At 52.3% G+C, this 14,946-nt stretch carries 29 protein-coding genes; all 29 read right to left on the bottom strand.

Annotated elements, in window-relative coordinates; all coding sequences use genetic code 11:
• Window positions 1-135 precede the first annotated feature (135 nt).
• The gene (rplQ, locus tag KO508_RS08475) at window positions 136-534 is read right to left on the bottom strand and encodes a 50S ribosomal protein L17 (protein ID WP_216007893.1); all 399 of its coding nucleotides are present in this window, start codon (window positions 532-534) and stop codon (window positions 136-138) included.
• A 33-nt stretch (window positions 535-567) separates the two neighbouring features.
• Window positions 568-1,572 (bottom strand): DNA-directed RNA polymerase subunit alpha, encoded by a 1,005-nt coding sequence (locus KO508_RS08470; RefSeq protein ID WP_200366562.1) that lies wholly within the window; start codon window positions 1,570-1,572, stop codon window positions 568-570.
• A 47-nt stretch (window positions 1,573-1,619) separates the two neighbouring features.
• On the bottom strand, window positions 1,620-2,240 hold the full coding sequence (gene rpsD / locus KO508_RS08465) for a 30S ribosomal protein S4 (RefSeq protein WP_216007892.1): 621 nt from the start codon (window positions 2,238-2,240) through the stop codon (window positions 1,620-1,622).
• Between the two features lie 18 nt (window positions 2,241-2,258).
• Window positions 2,259-2,648 carry a 30S ribosomal protein S11 gene (gene rpsK, locus KO508_RS08460; RefSeq protein WP_100641182.1) on the bottom strand — a complete coding sequence of 130 codons (390 nt, stop codon included), beginning with the start codon at window positions 2,646-2,648 and terminating at the stop codon, window positions 2,259-2,261.
• Between the two features lie 13 nt (window positions 2,649-2,661).
• The gene (gene rpsM / locus KO508_RS08455; protein WP_200366551.1) at window positions 2,662-3,018 is read right to left on the bottom strand and encodes a 30S ribosomal protein S13; all 357 of its coding nucleotides are present in this window, start codon (window positions 3,016-3,018) and stop codon (window positions 2,662-2,664) included.
• A gap of 143 nt (window positions 3,019-3,161) precedes the next feature.
• Window positions 3,162-3,275 (bottom strand): 50S ribosomal protein L36, encoded by a 114-nt coding sequence (gene rpmJ, locus KO508_RS08450; RefSeq protein WP_008174902.1) that lies wholly within the window; start codon window positions 3,273-3,275, stop codon window positions 3,162-3,164.
• Window positions 3,276-3,305: 30 nt separating this feature from the next.
• Window positions 3,306-4,628, bottom strand: a complete 1,323-nt coding sequence (secY, locus tag KO508_RS08445) for a preprotein translocase subunit SecY (protein ID WP_216007891.1) — start codon at window positions 4,626-4,628, stop codon at window positions 3,306-3,308.
• A 17-nt stretch (window positions 4,629-4,645) separates the two neighbouring features.
• Window positions 4,646-5,080 carry a 50S ribosomal protein L15 gene (rplO, locus tag KO508_RS08440; RefSeq protein ID WP_216007890.1) on the bottom strand — a complete coding sequence of 145 codons (435 nt, stop codon included), beginning with the start codon at window positions 5,078-5,080 and terminating at the stop codon, window positions 4,646-4,648.
• 1 nt (window position 5,081) lies between these two features.
• Window positions 5,082-5,270, bottom strand: coding sequence for a 50S ribosomal protein L30 (rpmD, locus tag KO508_RS08435; RefSeq protein WP_200204918.1), 189 nt, complete (start codon window positions 5,268-5,270; stop codon window positions 5,082-5,084).
• Window positions 5,271-5,274: 4 nt separating this feature from the next.
• Window positions 5,275-5,775 carry a 30S ribosomal protein S5 gene (rpsE, locus tag KO508_RS08430; RefSeq protein ID WP_071267330.1) on the bottom strand — a complete coding sequence of 167 codons (501 nt, stop codon included), beginning with the start codon at window positions 5,773-5,775 and terminating at the stop codon, window positions 5,275-5,277.
• Between the two features lie 12 nt (window positions 5,776-5,787).
• Entirely contained in the window at window positions 5,788-6,135 is a 348-nt protein-coding gene (gene rplR / locus KO508_RS08425) for a 50S ribosomal protein L18 (protein ID WP_100641175.1), read from the bottom strand.
• A gap of 9 nt (window positions 6,136-6,144) precedes the next feature.
• The gene (rplF, locus tag KO508_RS08420) at window positions 6,145-6,678 is read right to left on the bottom strand and encodes a 50S ribosomal protein L6 (RefSeq protein ID WP_216007889.1); all 534 of its coding nucleotides are present in this window, start codon (window positions 6,676-6,678) and stop codon (window positions 6,145-6,147) included.
• A gap of 9 nt (window positions 6,679-6,687) precedes the next feature.
• Window positions 6,688-7,080 (bottom strand): 30S ribosomal protein S8, encoded by a 393-nt coding sequence (gene rpsH, locus KO508_RS08415; RefSeq protein ID WP_216007888.1) that lies wholly within the window; start codon window positions 7,078-7,080, stop codon window positions 6,688-6,690.
• Window positions 7,081-7,169: 89 nt separating this feature from the next.
• Complete coding sequence (gene rpsN, locus KO508_RS08410) at window positions 7,170-7,475, bottom strand: 30S ribosomal protein S14 (RefSeq protein ID WP_041341451.1); 306 nt, start codon at window positions 7,473-7,475, stop codon at window positions 7,170-7,172.
• A 13-nt stretch (window positions 7,476-7,488) separates the two neighbouring features.
• Window positions 7,489-8,028 (bottom strand): 50S ribosomal protein L5, encoded by a 540-nt coding sequence (gene rplE, locus KO508_RS08405; RefSeq protein WP_216007887.1) that lies wholly within the window; start codon window positions 8,026-8,028, stop codon window positions 7,489-7,491.
• A gap of 15 nt (window positions 8,029-8,043) precedes the next feature.
• Window positions 8,044-8,364 carry a 50S ribosomal protein L24 gene (gene rplX / locus KO508_RS08400; protein ID WP_216007886.1) on the bottom strand — a complete coding sequence of 107 codons (321 nt, stop codon included), beginning with the start codon at window positions 8,362-8,364 and terminating at the stop codon, window positions 8,044-8,046.
• A gap of 17 nt (window positions 8,365-8,381) precedes the next feature.
• Window positions 8,382-8,750, bottom strand: coding sequence for a 50S ribosomal protein L14 (gene rplN, locus KO508_RS08395; protein ID WP_012139776.1), 369 nt, complete (start codon window positions 8,748-8,750; stop codon window positions 8,382-8,384).
• Window positions 8,751-8,768: 18 nt separating this feature from the next.
• Window positions 8,769-9,035, bottom strand: coding sequence for a 30S ribosomal protein S17 (rpsQ, locus tag KO508_RS08390; protein ID WP_071267344.1), 267 nt, complete (start codon window positions 9,033-9,035; stop codon window positions 8,769-8,771).
• A gap of 1 nt (window position 9,036) precedes the next feature.
• Entirely contained in the window at window positions 9,037-9,228 is a 192-nt protein-coding gene (rpmC, locus tag KO508_RS08385; protein WP_200366854.1) for a 50S ribosomal protein L29, read from the bottom strand.
• Window positions 9,228-9,641 carry a 50S ribosomal protein L16 gene (gene rplP / locus KO508_RS08380; protein WP_071267348.1) on the bottom strand — a complete coding sequence of 138 codons (414 nt, stop codon included), beginning with the start codon at window positions 9,639-9,641 and terminating at the stop codon, window positions 9,228-9,230. The genes rpmC and rplP overlap by 1 nt, the downstream gene beginning before the upstream one ends.
• 12 nt (window positions 9,642-9,653) lie before the next feature.
• Window positions 9,654-10,337 (bottom strand): 30S ribosomal protein S3, encoded by a 684-nt coding sequence (rpsC, locus tag KO508_RS08375; RefSeq protein ID WP_200204922.1) that lies wholly within the window; start codon window positions 10,335-10,337, stop codon window positions 9,654-9,656.
• Between the two features lie 11 nt (window positions 10,338-10,348).
• On the bottom strand, window positions 10,349-10,681 hold the full coding sequence (gene rplV, locus KO508_RS08370) for a 50S ribosomal protein L22 (protein WP_096784144.1): 333 nt from the start codon (window positions 10,679-10,681) through the stop codon (window positions 10,349-10,351).
• A gap of 17 nt (window positions 10,682-10,698) precedes the next feature.
• The gene (rpsS, locus tag KO508_RS08365; protein ID WP_100689245.1) at window positions 10,699-10,974 is read right to left on the bottom strand and encodes a 30S ribosomal protein S19; all 276 of its coding nucleotides are present in this window, start codon (window positions 10,972-10,974) and stop codon (window positions 10,699-10,701) included.
• A gap of 23 nt (window positions 10,975-10,997) precedes the next feature.
• Window positions 10,998-11,825, bottom strand: a complete 828-nt coding sequence (gene rplB / locus KO508_RS08360) for a 50S ribosomal protein L2 (protein ID WP_216007885.1) — start codon at window positions 11,823-11,825, stop codon at window positions 10,998-11,000.
• Window positions 11,826-11,842: 17 nt separating this feature from the next.
• Window positions 11,843-12,136: a 50S ribosomal protein L23 gene (rplW, locus tag KO508_RS08355; RefSeq protein WP_144780223.1), complete on the bottom strand. Its 294-nt coding sequence runs from the start codon at window positions 12,134-12,136 to the stop codon at window positions 11,843-11,845.
• Window positions 12,133-12,738: a 50S ribosomal protein L4 gene (gene rplD, locus KO508_RS08350; protein ID WP_216007884.1), complete on the bottom strand. Its 606-nt coding sequence runs from the start codon at window positions 12,736-12,738 to the stop codon at window positions 12,133-12,135. Before rplD ends, rplW begins: the two co-directional genes overlap by 4 nt.
• Window positions 12,739-12,749: 11 nt before the next feature.
• On the bottom strand, window positions 12,750-13,388 hold the full coding sequence (gene rplC / locus KO508_RS08345; protein ID WP_216007883.1) for a 50S ribosomal protein L3: 639 nt from the start codon (window positions 13,386-13,388) through the stop codon (window positions 12,750-12,752).
• A gap of 75 nt (window positions 13,389-13,463) precedes the next feature.
• Window positions 13,464-13,775 (bottom strand): 30S ribosomal protein S10, encoded by a 312-nt coding sequence (rpsJ, locus tag KO508_RS08340; RefSeq protein ID WP_041341420.1) that lies wholly within the window; start codon window positions 13,773-13,775, stop codon window positions 13,464-13,466.
• A gap of 187 nt (window positions 13,776-13,962) precedes the next feature.
• The coding region (tuf, locus tag KO508_RS08335) for an elongation factor Tu (protein WP_216007882.1) at window positions 13,963-14,946 on the bottom strand (984 nt) is incomplete at its 5' end.

Below are 14,946 nucleotides of genomic sequence, written 5' to 3'. Positions count from 1 at the left end.
TTTTCCTAAGAAAATGAACCCACCACCCCGGGCCAGCCCTTAAGCAAGAACAACCAAATCAACCACCATATTTTAGACACAAAAAAACCGGGAACCTTACGGCACCCGGTTTTTTTCGTGGACTAGCGAACGATATTACTCGTCGCCGTCGCCCACTTCTTCTGCTTCGATATCCAACGGACGACCAACCAGCTCAACAAATGCCATAGGGGCATTGTCGCCAGCACGGAAGCCACACTTCAAAATACGAAGGTAGCCACCCGGACGCTCGTTGTAACGGGGGCCAAGCTCATTAAACAGCTTAGCAACCGCCGCGTCGTCGCGCAGGCGAGAAAACGCCAGACGACGATTCGCTACCGAATCTACTTTGGCGAGCGTGATCAAAGGCTCAGCTACACGACGAAGCTCTTTAGCTCTCGGCAGCGTTGTTTTGATCAGCTCATGACCAACCAGTGACGCAGTCATGTTACGAAACATGGCCTTGCGATGCGCACTGGTCCTGCTGAACTTACGACCACTTTTACGATGACGCATTGCTCTGATTCCTTACCTTAAACTAATCGGCAATCAACCGCCCAGAACCCGGTCATCGCCACGAAGGCTAGCCGGTGGCCAGTTATCAAGACGCATTCCCAGAGACAAACCGCGAGACGCCAAAACGTCCTTAATCTCGGTGAGCGACTTCTTACCAAGGTTAGGCGTCTTCAACAGCTCAACTTCTGTGCGCTGGATAAGATCGCCGATGTAGTAAATATTTTCAGCCTTCAAGCAGTTAGCTGAGCGTACTGTCAACTCTAGATCATCGACAGGACGCAACAGAATCGGATCAATTTCTTCCTCTTCCTCTACGCGCTCTGGCTCTTTCTCATGATCAAAGTCAACGAATACCGCCAGTTGCTGCTGGAGAATCGTGGCTGCCCGGCGAATTGCTTCTTCCGGATCAATAGTGCCATTCGTCTCCAGATCAATAACCAGCTTGTCCAGATCAGTGCGCTGCTCAACCCGTGCACTTTCCACGGAATAAGCTACACGGCGAACCGGGCTGAAGGTGGCATCCAATTGCAGACGGCCGATGGCACGGGTTTCATCTTCCTCGAGACCGCGCTGATCTGCCGGCTCATAGCCGCGACCGCGTGCGACACGCAAACGCATGTTCACTTCACCCTTTTCACTAAGGTGACAGATCACATGATCCGGATTGGAAATCTCGACGTCATGATCCAGCTTAATATCGCCAGCTGTTACAACGCCCGGGCCTTTCTTACTGAGCGTCAACTCAGTGTCATCCCGACCGTTCATCTTGACCGCAACGCCCTTAAGATTCAGAAGAATCTCAATGACGTCTTCCTGAACACCCTCGATGGCGCTGTACTCGTGCAAGACACCGTCAATCTGCGCTTCAGTCACAGCGCAGCCAGGCATCGAAGACAAGAGAATGCGACGAAGCGCGCTACCCAAAGTATGGCCAAAACCTCTTTCTAGAGGCTCCAACGTTACCTTGGCGCGCATTGCACTCGATTCTTTCACGTCAATGGTACGAGGTGTCAATAACTCATGTACTGAACGCTGCATAGACGCCCCTATCTGCTATCGTTGCTACTTACGTTGCAAATCAGGCTTTACTTAGAGTAAAGCTCGACGATGAGGTTCTCGTTGATGTCGGCCGGCAGCTCAGTGCGCTCAGGCACTGACTTGTAAACGCCTGACATCTTATTGGCGTCGACCTCTACCCAGCTCACCGGTGCACGGCTTGCAGACAACTCAAGAGCGCCTTTAACGCGCAGCTGATTTCTTGCCTTCTCACGCACACTCACAACATCGCCCGGCTTAACTTTGTAGGAAGGAATATTCACTACTTTGTCGTTAACCAGAATCGCCTTGTGTGAAACGAGCTGACGGGACTCTGCACGGGTAGAACCGAATCCCATGCGGTATGCAACGTTATCAAGACGCGTCTCGAGAATCTGCAACAGGTTCTCACCAGTTGCACCTTTCAGCCGAGCCGCTTCTTTATAGTAATTGCGAAATTGCTTCTCCAGTACGCCATATATACGACGAACTTTTTGCTTTTCACGAAGCTGGACGCCGTACTCAGACAGACGACCGCGGCGTGCACCATGCATGCCAGGCGGGGTTTCGATGTTGCACTTGCTATCAAGTGCGCGAACTCCGCTCTTCAGAAAAAGATCTGTCCCTTCACGACGAGACAGCTTGCACTTCGGGCCTATATAACGAGCCATATTTCACTGTCTCCTGTGTTAGACGCGGCGCTTTTTAGGCGGACGACAGCCGTTATGGGGAATCGGCGTCACATCTGTGATGTTAGTGATCTTGTAGCCGCACGAATTTAAAGCGCGAACTGCAGATTCACGTCCGGGCCCGGGACCCTTAACCTCTACGTCCAGGTTTTTAAGGCCGTATTCAGCAGCCGCGTTACCGGCTCTTTCAGCTGCTACCTGCGCAGCAAAAGGTGTACTCTTACGTGACCCGCGGAAACCAGAACCACCCGAGGTGGCCCAGGACAGGACGTTGCCCTGACGGTCAGAAATGGTCACGATAGTGTTATTGAAGGACGCATGTACGTGTGCGACGCCATCAACAACGGTCTTTTTCACCTTTTTACGGGTACGTGTACCTGGCTTTGCCATGTTTGCCTACCTGTTACTTACGAATAGGTTTGCGTGGACCTTTACGGGTGCGTGCGTTGGTCTTGGTGCGCTGGCCACGGACTGGAAGCCCATGACGGTGACGCAGACCACGATGACATCCGAGATCCTTCAAACGCTTAATGTTCATCTGTACTTCACGACGCAAATCGCCCTCAACGACAACCTTACCCACTTCTGAACGAAGTGTTTCAAGCTGCTCGTCGGATAGGTCTTTGACCTTGACGTCCGGCTTAACGCCGGTTGCATCGCAAAGCTTCTGGGCTGTTGTCTTGCCGACACCAAAGATGTAAGTCAGCGAGATAACAGCATGTTTGTGATCGGGTATATTGACACCGGCTATACGTGCCATCCAAATTACTCCGCGTTCAAAGCTTTGCTGTGTGAATTTTCCGCCACAAAAAAGGGGCGCGAAATAATAACGCCTGACTCGGCACCGAGTCAAGCGCTATCATTACGAACCTCGTTTTCAAGCCAGAGCGTTTCCCGAAGGAATCAGCCCTGACGTTGCTTGTGGCGAGGCTCCGAGCAGATGACTCTTACTGAGCCATTGCGACGAATTACTTTGCAGTTACGGCAAATTTTCTTTACCGAAGCGCGTACTTTCATTGTCGACTCCAGTTTTCAAGGGGAACGGTTTTAACCGTTCCGACCATAGCCCTTGAGATTGGACTTCTTCATCAGTGATTCATACTGATGCGACATCAGGTGCGACTGAACCTGCGCCATGAAATCCATCACCACGACTACAACAATCAGCAGTGAGGTCCCGCCCAAATAGAACGGAACATTCCCGGCCACCATCAGAAACTGAGGGAACAGAGAGACTGCTGCAATGTACATTGCACCGAACAACGTCAAACGAGTCAGAACGCCATCTATGTATTTGGCAGTTTGATCGCCTGGGCGTATGCCCGGTATAAACGCGCCAGAGCGCTTGAGGTTATCCGCAACTTCCTTCGGATTATACATCAAAGCTGTATAGAAGAAGCAGAAGAAAACAACCGCTGCCGCAAACAGAATGATGTACAACGGCTGGCTTGGAGCCAAGGCCTGAGAAATATCACTAAGCCACTCCATGCCCTCACCTTGACCAAACCACTGCCCCAATGACGCAGGGAAGAGCAATATGGACGAAGCAAATATAGGCGGGATTACCCCGGCCATATTAACCTTCAACGGCAAATGACTGGATTGCTGAGCAAAAACCCGGCGGCCTTGCTGGCGCTTTGCATAGTTAATAGTCAGACGCCGCTGACCACGCTCCATGAAGACCACAAAACCAACCACTGCGATGGCAAGGATACCAATACCCAAGACCACCAACAGGCTCATCTCACCGTTACGGGCCTGCTCCAGAGTCTGACCGATCGCACCAGGTAACCCGGCGACAATGCCTGCGAAAATCAGCAGGGAGATGCCGTTGCCGACACCTCGCTCAGTAATCTGTTCGCCCAACCACATCATAAAGACAGCACCGCTAACGAAGGAGACAACGGCCACAAAGTGGAAGCTGAAGCTATCGTTAAAGGTGACGCCCTGAGAAGCCAGACCGACAGAAATACCAAAACCCTGAACCAGCGCCAGGATGACCGTACCATAGCGCGTGTACTGGCTAATCTTCCGACGTCCAGCCTCGCCCTCTTTTTTCAGCTGCTCAAGCTGCGGACTTACCGCAGTCATGAGCTGCATGATAATCGAGGCCGAGATATACGGCATGATACCGAGAGCGAAGATACTCATGCGCTCGAGCGCACCACCTGAAAACATGTTGAACATACTCAGGATTGTGCCCTGATTCTGCTCAAACAATGCTGCCAACCGGTCTGGGTTAATACCTGGCACCGGAATGTGGGCACCTATCCGGTACACCAACAATGCCAGAAAGACAAACCAAAGCCGTGACTTCAGCTCTGCTAGCCCTTTTCCCGCGCCCGCAGGCAATGATGCGTTCTTGGCCATTTAGTCCTCGACTCGCCTTAGTCTTCGACTTTGCCACCCGCGGCAGAAATTGCCTCGCGCGCGCCTTTGGTTACACGAAGCCCCTTCACAGTTACTGCACGGTCAAGTTCGCCGGACAGAATAACCTTAGCTTCGCGAATTTCCTCACGGATGATGTCAGCCTTTTTAAGGGCTGCAAGATCCACGGTATCACCTTCAACCTTGGCCAACTCGTTCAAACGAACCTCAGCAACATAGCGCTGTTGGCGCGATGTGAAGCCAAACTTCGGAAGACGACGGGCCAGAGGCTGTTGACCACCCTCGAAACCGGGAGCTACGCTGCCACCGGAACGAGATTTAAGACCTTTATGACCACGGCCACCGGTTTTACCGAGACCGCTACCGATACCACGACCGACGCGTTTTGCAGAGGGACGTGAACCGGGGTCTGGACTAAGTTCGTTCAGACGCATCTTAGTTCTCCTCAACCCGAACCAGGTAATTCACCCGGTTGATCATGCCGCGAATGGAGGGTGTGTCTTCCACTTCAACGGTATGACCGATTTTACGAAGACCCAGGCCCTTAACACAAAGTTTGTGCTTAGGCTGGCAGCCGATTGGGCTGCGGGTCAGAGTTACTTTGATCGTATTTGCGTTCGCCATGACTTCAACCCAGAATCTCTTCGACGGATTTACCGCGCTTGGCTGCAATATCTTCAGGCGCCTGAGTTGCCTGAAGCCCCTTAATGGTAGAACGCACAACGTTCACCGGGTTGGTAGAGCCGTAACACTTTGAAAGTACGTTCTGCACCCCTGCAACTTCCAATACAGCACGCATCGCACCACCTGCGATAATACCAGTACCTTCAGAAGCTGGCTGCATGTACACCTTAGAGCCGCCGTGTTGGGCTCGAACTGCGTACTGCAGGGTAGTTCCATCAAGCGGAACATCTACCATGTTTTTACGCGCAGCTTCCATCGCCTTCTGGATTGCGACCGGCACTTCACGCGCCTTGCCGCGACCGAATCCGACACGCCCTTTTCCGTCACCTACAACGCTCAACGCGGTAAACGCAAAAACGCGACCGCCCTTGACCACTTTGGCAACACGATTCACCTGAACCAGCTTTTCCTGGAGCTCAGGCGCTTTCTGATCGTTAACGCTCATCTTCTCCACCTCTTAGAATTGCAAGCCAGCTTCACGGGCTGCGTCGGCCAGAGCCTGAACTCGGCCGTGATAACGATAACCGGAGCGGTCAAAAGCAACCTGCTCAACACCTGCCGCTTTGGCACGCTCAGCAATTAGCTGACCTACCTTTTTAGCGGCATCCACGTTACCGGTTGCACCCTGGCGCAGTTCCTTATCCAACGTGGAGGCAGTGGCCAGAACTTGGCTGCCATCTGCTGTCGTGACCTGAGCGTACATATGACGTGGAGTGCGATGAACGCACAAACGTGTCGTACCCAGTTCACGGATCTTCATGCGCACCTTGCGTGCGCGACGCAATCTTTCGTTATTCGCGCTCATAGTCCCGCCTTATTTCTTCTTGGCTTCTTTGCGTCTTACCTGCTCATCCGCATACCGAACACCTTTGCCTTTATAAGGCTCGGGCGGACGGAACGCGCGGATTTCCGCAGCGACGTGGCCAACCTGTTGCTTGTCGATACCGCGAATGACAACTTCCGTGTTAGACGGAGTTTCAACGGTAATCCCCTCGGGCAGCTCATATTCAACCGGGTGAGAAAAACCCAGTGTCAGGTTGAGCTTCTTACCTTGCGCCTGGGCCCGGTAACCTACACCGATCAGCTGAAGCTTACGCTCCCAGCCTGCGGAAACACCGGTCACCATGTTGTTGACCAGCGCGCGGGTTGTTCCAGCAAGAGCGCGGGACTTTTGGGCACCATCACGAGCAGCAAAGCGAAGAACGTTCTCTTCCTGCTTTACTTCAACCGCTTGGTGAATAGAAAAATCTAGGGCTCCTTTGGAGCCTTTTACACTAATTTCCTGTCCGTTCAGCTTAACCTCAACACCGGAAGGCAGCACGACAGGATTATTGGCAACCCTGGACATGTGATTCTCCTAGAATACGGTGCAGATGACTTCGCCACCCACGCCAGCAGCTCGTGCGGCGCGGTCTGTCATAACGCCTTTCGACGTAGAGACAATCGCGACTCCCAAACCGCCGGAAACCTTCGGCAGCTCGCTCGTACCTTTATACTGACGCAGACTTGGGCGACTTACGCGCTTAATCTGTTCAATAACAGGCTTCCCACCGAAGTACTTGAGCGTGATTGTAAGCTCAGGCTTTACGTCGGCTGTAACGGAAAAATCTGCAACGTAACCTTCGTCTTTGAGAACCTGGGCTACAGAGATTTTCATTTTAGAAGATGGCATCGTAACATCTGTTTTCGACGCCATCTGGGCATTACGAATACGGGTTACCATATCCGCAAGCGTGTCTTGCATACTCATTGGTATGAGTCTCCTGATCTTTTTAGTTGTGCAGCGGCGCGCCGCACCGCTTACCAACAGGCACCCTGACCTAAGCCAGGATACCTATCTTACCAGCTTGCTTTGGTCAGGCCCGGAACGTCACCACGCATGCCGTACTCACGGAGTTTAATCCGGGAAAGTTCGAACTTGCGCAAAACGCCGTGGGGACGACCAGTCACCTGGCAACGATTACGAAGACGCGAAGGAGAAGCATCGCGAGGAAGCTGTTGCAGCTTCATCTGTGCATCCCAACGGTCATCATCGCTGGTATTTGGGTTCTTGATAATCGCCTTGAGCTCTGCACGCTTCGCTGCAAATTTTGCAACAGTTTGCTCGCGCTTGAGCTCACGGTTTTTCATTGAAACCTTAGCCATTACTCTCGTTCCTTTATTTCTTGAACGGAAAGCCGAAAGCTTTCAACAGCTCACGACCTTCGTCGTCGGTACCGGCAGTGGTGGTAATGGTGATATCCAATCCGCGAATCTTGTCGACTTTGTCGTACTCGATCTCAGGAAAGATAATCTGCTCACGCACACCCATGCTGTAGTTACCGCGCCCGTCAAAGGACTTGGGATTGAGACCACGGAAGTCACGAATGCGGGGAACCGCAATGTGAACCAAACGGTCAAAGAAATCCCACATACGCTCACCGCGCAGTGTAACTTTGCAACCAATCGGCCAACCTTCACGGATTTTAAAGCCCGCAACGGATTTACGCGCTGTAGTAACAACCACCTTTTGACCTGCCAGACGCTCTAAATCCGCCACAGCATTTTCAATCAGTTTCTTGTCACCGACCGCCTCGCCGACACCCATGTTCAGGGTAATCTTTTCGATACGCGGCACCTGCATAATGTTCTTGAAACCGAACTCTTTCTGCAGGGCGGGTACCACTTCCTTGCTGTACTGCTCTTTCATATTAAGCATCGTAACCACCACCGCTTACTGGTTATCGACAGCTTCTTTCGTAGCTTTGAAGATCCGCATCTTCGCGCCGTCTTCCTTTGTCTGGAAGCCAACACGATCGGCTTTGCCGGTCTGCGGATTAAAAATAGCTACGTTGGAAGCCTGGATAGGTGCTTCTTTTTCGACGATGCCACCAGGGGTGCCCAACATCGGGTTTGGTTTAGTGTGTTTCTTCATCATATTGATGCCAGAAACAACCACTTTACCATCATCCTGAACTTTCAGAACTTTACCACGTTTGCCTTTGTCTTTCCCCGTAGTGACGATTACTTCGTCATCTCGTTTAATCTTTTTCATAACCGGCCTCTGGTCCTTTAAAGTACTTCGGGTGCCAGTGAGATAATTTTCATGAACTTTTCATTTCGCAGCTCACGGGTAACCGGTCCGAAGATACGGGTACCGATAGGCGCGTCCTGATTGTTCAGAAGTACAGCTGCATTACCGTCGAAACGGATCAGCGACCCATCAGGACGACGAACACCCTTGCGGGTGCGCACTACTACAGCCTTCAGGACCTGGCCCTTTTTCACTTTTCCGCGGGGGATAGCTTCCTTAACGGTCACTTTAATAACATCCCCTACGCTGGCGTAACGCCGATGTGAACCGCCCAGGACCTTAATGCACATCACCTGACGCGCACCGCTGTTATCCGCGACTTCAAGCATTGTCTGAGTCTGAATCATGGTTGTTCTCCGGGCGATTTACACCTTGGATGCATGTTCAGTGACTTCCACCAGGGCCCAGCTTTTGGTCTTGGAGACCGGGCGGGTTTCCTGAATGGTCACAGTGTCACCGATATTGCACTGGTTGCTCTCATCGTGAGCATGGATCTTGGTTGAACGCTTCATGTACTTACCGTACAGAGGGTGCTTCACCTGACGTTCGACCAACACCACGATGGATTTCTCCATCTTGTTGCTTACGACCTTGCCGCTAAGAGTTCTGGCAGTTTGGGTAGCTTCGGTCATGTCACTGTCCTGCCTTTTCGTTCAATACTGTTTTCACACGAGCAATGTCGCGCTTCACCCCGACGAGAAGGTGAGACTGATTGAGCTGACCTGTGGCCTTGCGCATGCGCAGGTTGAACTGCTCCTTCAGGAGGTCGATCAGCTCCTTGTTCAGCTCCTCGGCTGATTTTTCACGCAGCTCTGTTGCTTTCATCACATCACCGTCCTCGTTACGAAGGTGGTCTGTACCGGCAGTTTGGCCGCTGCGAGTGTGAAGGCTTCGCGTGCGATATCTTCAGCAACACCTTCCATCTCGTAGAGCATCCGACCTGGCTGAATTTCAGCCACCCAGTACTCGACAGAACCCTTACCTTTACCCATACGTACTTCAAGCGGCTTACCGGTGATCGGCTTATCGGGGAAAACCCGAATCCAGATCTTACCGCCACGCTTGATCTTACGTGTCATGGTACGACGTGCCGCTTCTATCTGACGCGCAGTTATACGCCCGCGAGATGTCGCTTTCAATCCGTATTCACCGAAGCTCACCTTGTTGGCGCGGTGAGCAAGACCGGTATTACGGCCTTTCATTACCTTGCGAAATTTGGTGCGTTTTGGTTGCAGCATAAGATTGCCCCTTTACTTAGAACCTTTCTTCCCAGAGGCTTTCTTGTCAGCACGGACCTGTTCCATACCACCAAGAATCTCACCTTTGAAGATCCATACCTTGACGCCGATAATGCCGTAAGTGGTATGCGCTTCGTAGGTTGCGTAATCAATATCTGCACGCAGTGTGTGCAGAGGAACACGACCTTCACGATACCACTCGGAACGCGCAATCTCAGCACCCCCGAGACGACCACCAACCTGAATCTTGATGCCTTTGGCTCCCTGACGCATGGCGTTCTGTACCGCACGCTTCATAGCGCGACGGAACATCACACGACGCTCCAGCTGTCCGGCAACGTTTTGCGCTACCAGGCGAGCATCCAGATCCGGCTTGCGGACTTCTTCGATGTTGATGTGCACAGGCACACCCATCATCTCGCCAACTTCGCGACGCAGACGATCAACATCTTCACCCTTCTTACCGATAACTATACCGGGGCGGGCAGTATGGATCGTGATACGGGCGTTCTGAGCAGGGCGCTCGATCACAATCTTGCTAACAGACGCCTTAACCAGACGCTTGTCGAGGAATTCGCGAACCTGAATATCGTTCAACAGGTTCTTTGCGTATTCCTTTTTATCAGCATACCAAACTGAGTTGTGCTCTTTAATCACACCCAGGCGGAAGCCGATTGGATTTACTTTATGACCCATCTGAGCATCTCCTACTTGTCGGCGACCTTGACGGTGATATGACAGGTGCGCTTCATAATTCTATCAGCGCGCCCCTTGGCTCGAGCCTTGATCCGCTTGAGCGTTGGGCCTTCATCCACCATGACAGTGGAAACCCGCAGTTCGTCAACGTCTAGACCTTCGTTGTGCTCAGCGTTAGCGATGGCAGACTCAAGAGCTTTCTTGATAATCACCGCCGCCTTCTTAGGGCTGAAAGTCAAAATATTCAGGGCATCCTCAACAGCCTTGCCGCGAACCTGGTCGGCGACAAGACGCGCTTTCTGAGCTGAGAGGCGAGCGCCCTTATACTTGGCTGCTACTTCCATTTCTATTCCCCTCACAATCAGCGTTTAGCTTTCTTGTCGGCCGCGTGGCCACGATAAGTGCGCGTTGCCGCGAACTCGCCAAGCTTATGACCGACCATATCTTCGGTGACATAAACCGGCACGTGTTGCCTGCCGTTGTGGACTGCGATGGTCAAGCCTACGAACTCTGGAAAGATCGTTGAGCGACGGGACCAAGTTTTGATCGGTCGCTTATCGTTTGCTTCCAGAGCTGCCTCAACCTTCTTCAACAGATGCAGGTCTATAAATGGACCTTTCTTTAAAGAACGTGGCACAGCATTTACCTCTATGTAGTCGTTTACTTGGCTGAACGACGACGTACTATCATTTTATCAGTACGTTTGTTCTTACGAGTCTTATGCCCTTTGGTCGGAACACCCCACGGAGTAACCGGGTGACGCCCGCCAGAGGTACGCCCTTCACCACCACCATGCGGGTGGTCAACTGGGTTCATAGCAACACCACGTACTGTTGGACGCTTGCCACGCCAACGTGATGCACCCGCTTTGCCAAGCCGCTTGAGGCTATGCTCACTGTTGGACACTTCACCCAACGTGGCACGGCAATCTACAAGCACCTTACGCATTTCACCTGAACGCAGGCGGATAGTCGCATAAGCGCCTTCCCGAGCAACCAGCTGTACGGATGCGCCCGCAGAGCGAGCCAGCTGAGCACCTTTGCCAGGCTTGAGTTCAACGCAATGGATCACAGAACCAACCGGGATATTCCGCAGCGGCAATGTGCTTCCAACCTTGATAGGCGCGTCGATTCCTGAGCGCACAGGCTCTCCGATTTGCATACCTTTGGGAGCAATGATGTAACGACGCTCGCCATCGGCATACTTAATCAGCGCGATGTGCGCAGAGCGGTTAGGATCGTATTCAATGCGCTCAATTGTCGCAGGAATACCATCTTTGGTCCGCTTAAAGTCAATAACACGGTAGTGCTGTTTATGACCACCACCAACATGACGGGTAGTAATGCGGCCAGCATTGTTACGGCCACCCGACTTGCTTTGAGATTCAACCAACGGTGCGTAAGGGCGCCCTTTGTGCAGGTCAGGGTTGTAAAGCTTTACAACGTGACGGCGTCCGGCAGATGTTGGTTTGGTTTTGACGATCGGCATATTACGACCCCTTTACCTTATTCCACATCCAGAAAATCGATGTCCTGACCTTCAGCCAGCTTTACATAAGCCTTACGAATGTCATTACGCTTGCCGAACCCGCGGGCTGTGCGCTTAAGCTTGCCCTTACGATTCAGAACCTGAACACCTTCTACGGTGACGTTGAACAATTGCTCAACAGCCTTTTTGATTTCCGGCTTGGTTGCATCCGGGGCCACCCGAAAAACAACTTGACCATGCTCGGCGACCAGAGAGGCTTTCTCCGATACGTGCGGCCCAAGAAGGACCTTGTAAATACGTTCCTGATTCATCCCAGCATCTCCTCGATCTTCTTCAGAGCGGGAACAGTCAACACAACTTTATCGAAGGCGACCAGGCTAACCGGATCCAGACCTGCAACATCACGCACATCGACGTGAGGAACATTGCGAGAGGCCAGGTGCAGGTTCTGCTCAAGACTTTCTGTCAGGATCAGGGCATTCGAAACACCCAGATCTGCCAGCTTGGCTGTAAAGGCCTTGGTCTTTGGCGCGTCTACTGCAAAATCATCTACCACAACCAGACGCTCTTGACGAACCAGCTCGGAGAAAATAGAACACATCGCGGCACGGTACATTTTCCGGTTAACTTTTTGCTCAAAACCGCGAGGCTTGGCAGCAAACGTTACACCACCGGAGCGCCAAATCGGGCTACGGATCGTACCGGCACGGGCGCGACCCGTGCCCTTCTGACGCCAGGGCTTCTTACCGCCACCACTGACTTCCGAACGGGTTTTCTGAGCTTTGGTTCCCTGACGACCAGCTGCCATATAGGCAGTGACGACTTGATGAACCAGAGACTCGTTAAAATCTTTGGCAAATGCAGCATCGGAAACAGAAATTCCCTTACCGCTACCTGTAATAGTCAATTCCATCGAACCGCTCCTCAGGCTTTAAGTGCAGGCTTGATGACAACATCACCGCCAGTCGCGCCAGGTACGGCACCACTAATCAGCAGGAGGTTGCGCTCGGCGTCGACACGGACAACTTTCAGGTTCTGCACAGTAACTTGTGCATTACCCATCTGGCCCGCCATCTTTTTGCCCTTGAATACCTTGCCCGGAGTCTGGTTCTGACCAATAGAACCCGGAGCACGATGCGAGAGGGAGTTACCATGCGTTGCATCTTGCATGGAGAAGTTCCAGCGTTTTACGCCACCCTGGAATCCTTTACCCTTAGACTGACCTGTGGCATCTACAAGCTGACCATCTTCAAAAACAGTCGCAGCAATCTCGCCACCCGCGGCAAGATCTTCACCTTCACCGTCGGCCAATCGAAATTCCCAGACACCCCGACCAGCTTCAACGCCAGCTTTGGCAAAGTGACCTGCTTCAGCTTTAGTAACACGTGAAGCGCGACGAGCACCCACAGTTACCTGAACGGCACGATAACCATCTTTCTCAAGGGTCTTGAGTTGAGTAATGCGGTTAGGATCAACCTCAATTACTGTAACGGGCAGCGCCTGCCCATCTTCCGTAAAAATACGGGTCATACCAGCCTTACGGCCGACAACACCAATTGCCATGTTTCACCTCTAAGTGTACGGGGCTCTCACCCTCTATGGCCTTAGGACAGTTACACAGGTTAATACCGGGCGGTATTAACCGAGGCTAATCTGAACGTCTACACCTGCTGCCAGGTCCAACTTCATCAAAGCATCTACTGTCTTTTCCGTCGGCTCAACAATGTCGAGCAAACGCTTATGAGTACGAATTTCATACTGGTCGCGCGCGTCTTTATTGACGTGCGGAGAAACCAGAATAGTGTACTTCTCCTTCCGCGTCGGCAGAGGGATAGGTCCACGCACTTGAGCGCCGGTCCGCTTTGCGGTATCGACAATCTCCTGCGTTGACTGGTCGATAAGGCGATAATCAAACGCCTTCAACCGGATTCGAATCTTTTGGCTTTGCATGATTCACCAAACTCCACTCGTAGCAGCTACTAGTTAGCCGACCTTCAAAAAAAGGAGCCGCATTGTATGCATAATACCCAACCCTGTCAACAACCTTAGTTGCCGACCAGATCGGGAGAAGCGATTGCGACCGAAACGGAAAAAGGGGCTGACAAAATCAGCCCCTTTTCCAGATGCAACGAGCGTATTACTCGAGGATCTTAGCGACGACGCCGGCACCAACGGTACGGCCGCCTTCACGAATCGCGAAGCGCAGACCATCTTCCATGGCGATCGGAGCAATCAGCGTCACTTCCATCTTCACGTTATCACCCGGCATAACCATTTCCACGCCTTCCGGCAGTTCACAGGAACCAGTTACGTCAGTAGTACGGAAGTAGAACTGTGGACGATAGCCCTTGAAGAACGGAGTATGACGACCACCCTCATCCTTGCTCAGTACGTACACCTCACACTCAAACTTGGTGTGCGGCTTAATGCTGCCCGGCTTACACAGAACCTGACCACGCTCAACGTCATCACGCTTGGTACCACGAAGCAATACACCTACGTTCTCGCCTGCACGACCTTCGTCTAGCAGCTTACGGAACATCTCAACACCGGTGCAGACAGTCTTGACGGTATCCTTGATACCAACAATCTCAACTTCCTCACCCACCTTAATGATGCCGCGCTCTACTCGACCGGTTACAACCGTACCACGACCAGAGATAGAGAACACATCCTCAATCGGCAACAGGAACGGCTGATCGATTGCACGCTCAGGCTCAGGGATGTAGTCATCCAGAGCTTCTACCAGCTTCTTAACAGCGGTAGTACCCATCTCGTTGTCGTCTTTGCCCTGCAGAGCCATCAACGCAGAACCGGTGATGATTGGAGTGTCGTCACCCGGGAAATCGTACGCACTCAACAGCTCGCGAACTTCCATCTCTACCAACTCAAGCAGCTCTTCATCGTCAACCATGTCCGCTTTGTTCAGGAACACAACGATGTAAGGAACGCCTACCTGACGGGACAGCAGGATGTGCTCACGCGTCTGCGGCATTGGGCCGTCAGCTGCTGAACAAACCAGAATCGCGCCGTCCATCTGGGCCGCACCAGTGATCATGTTCTTAACATAATCAGCGTGACCCGGGCAGTCTACGTGTGCGTAGTGACGAGTTGGAGAATC

Origin of the sequence: Marinobacter salexigens, assembly GCF_018860765.1 — a bacterium.
Classification (GTDB): Bacteria; Pseudomonadota; Gammaproteobacteria; order Pseudomonadales; family Oleiphilaceae; genus Marinobacter; species Marinobacter salexigens_A.
This window is presented reverse-complemented; position numbering and strand designations above follow the sequence as displayed.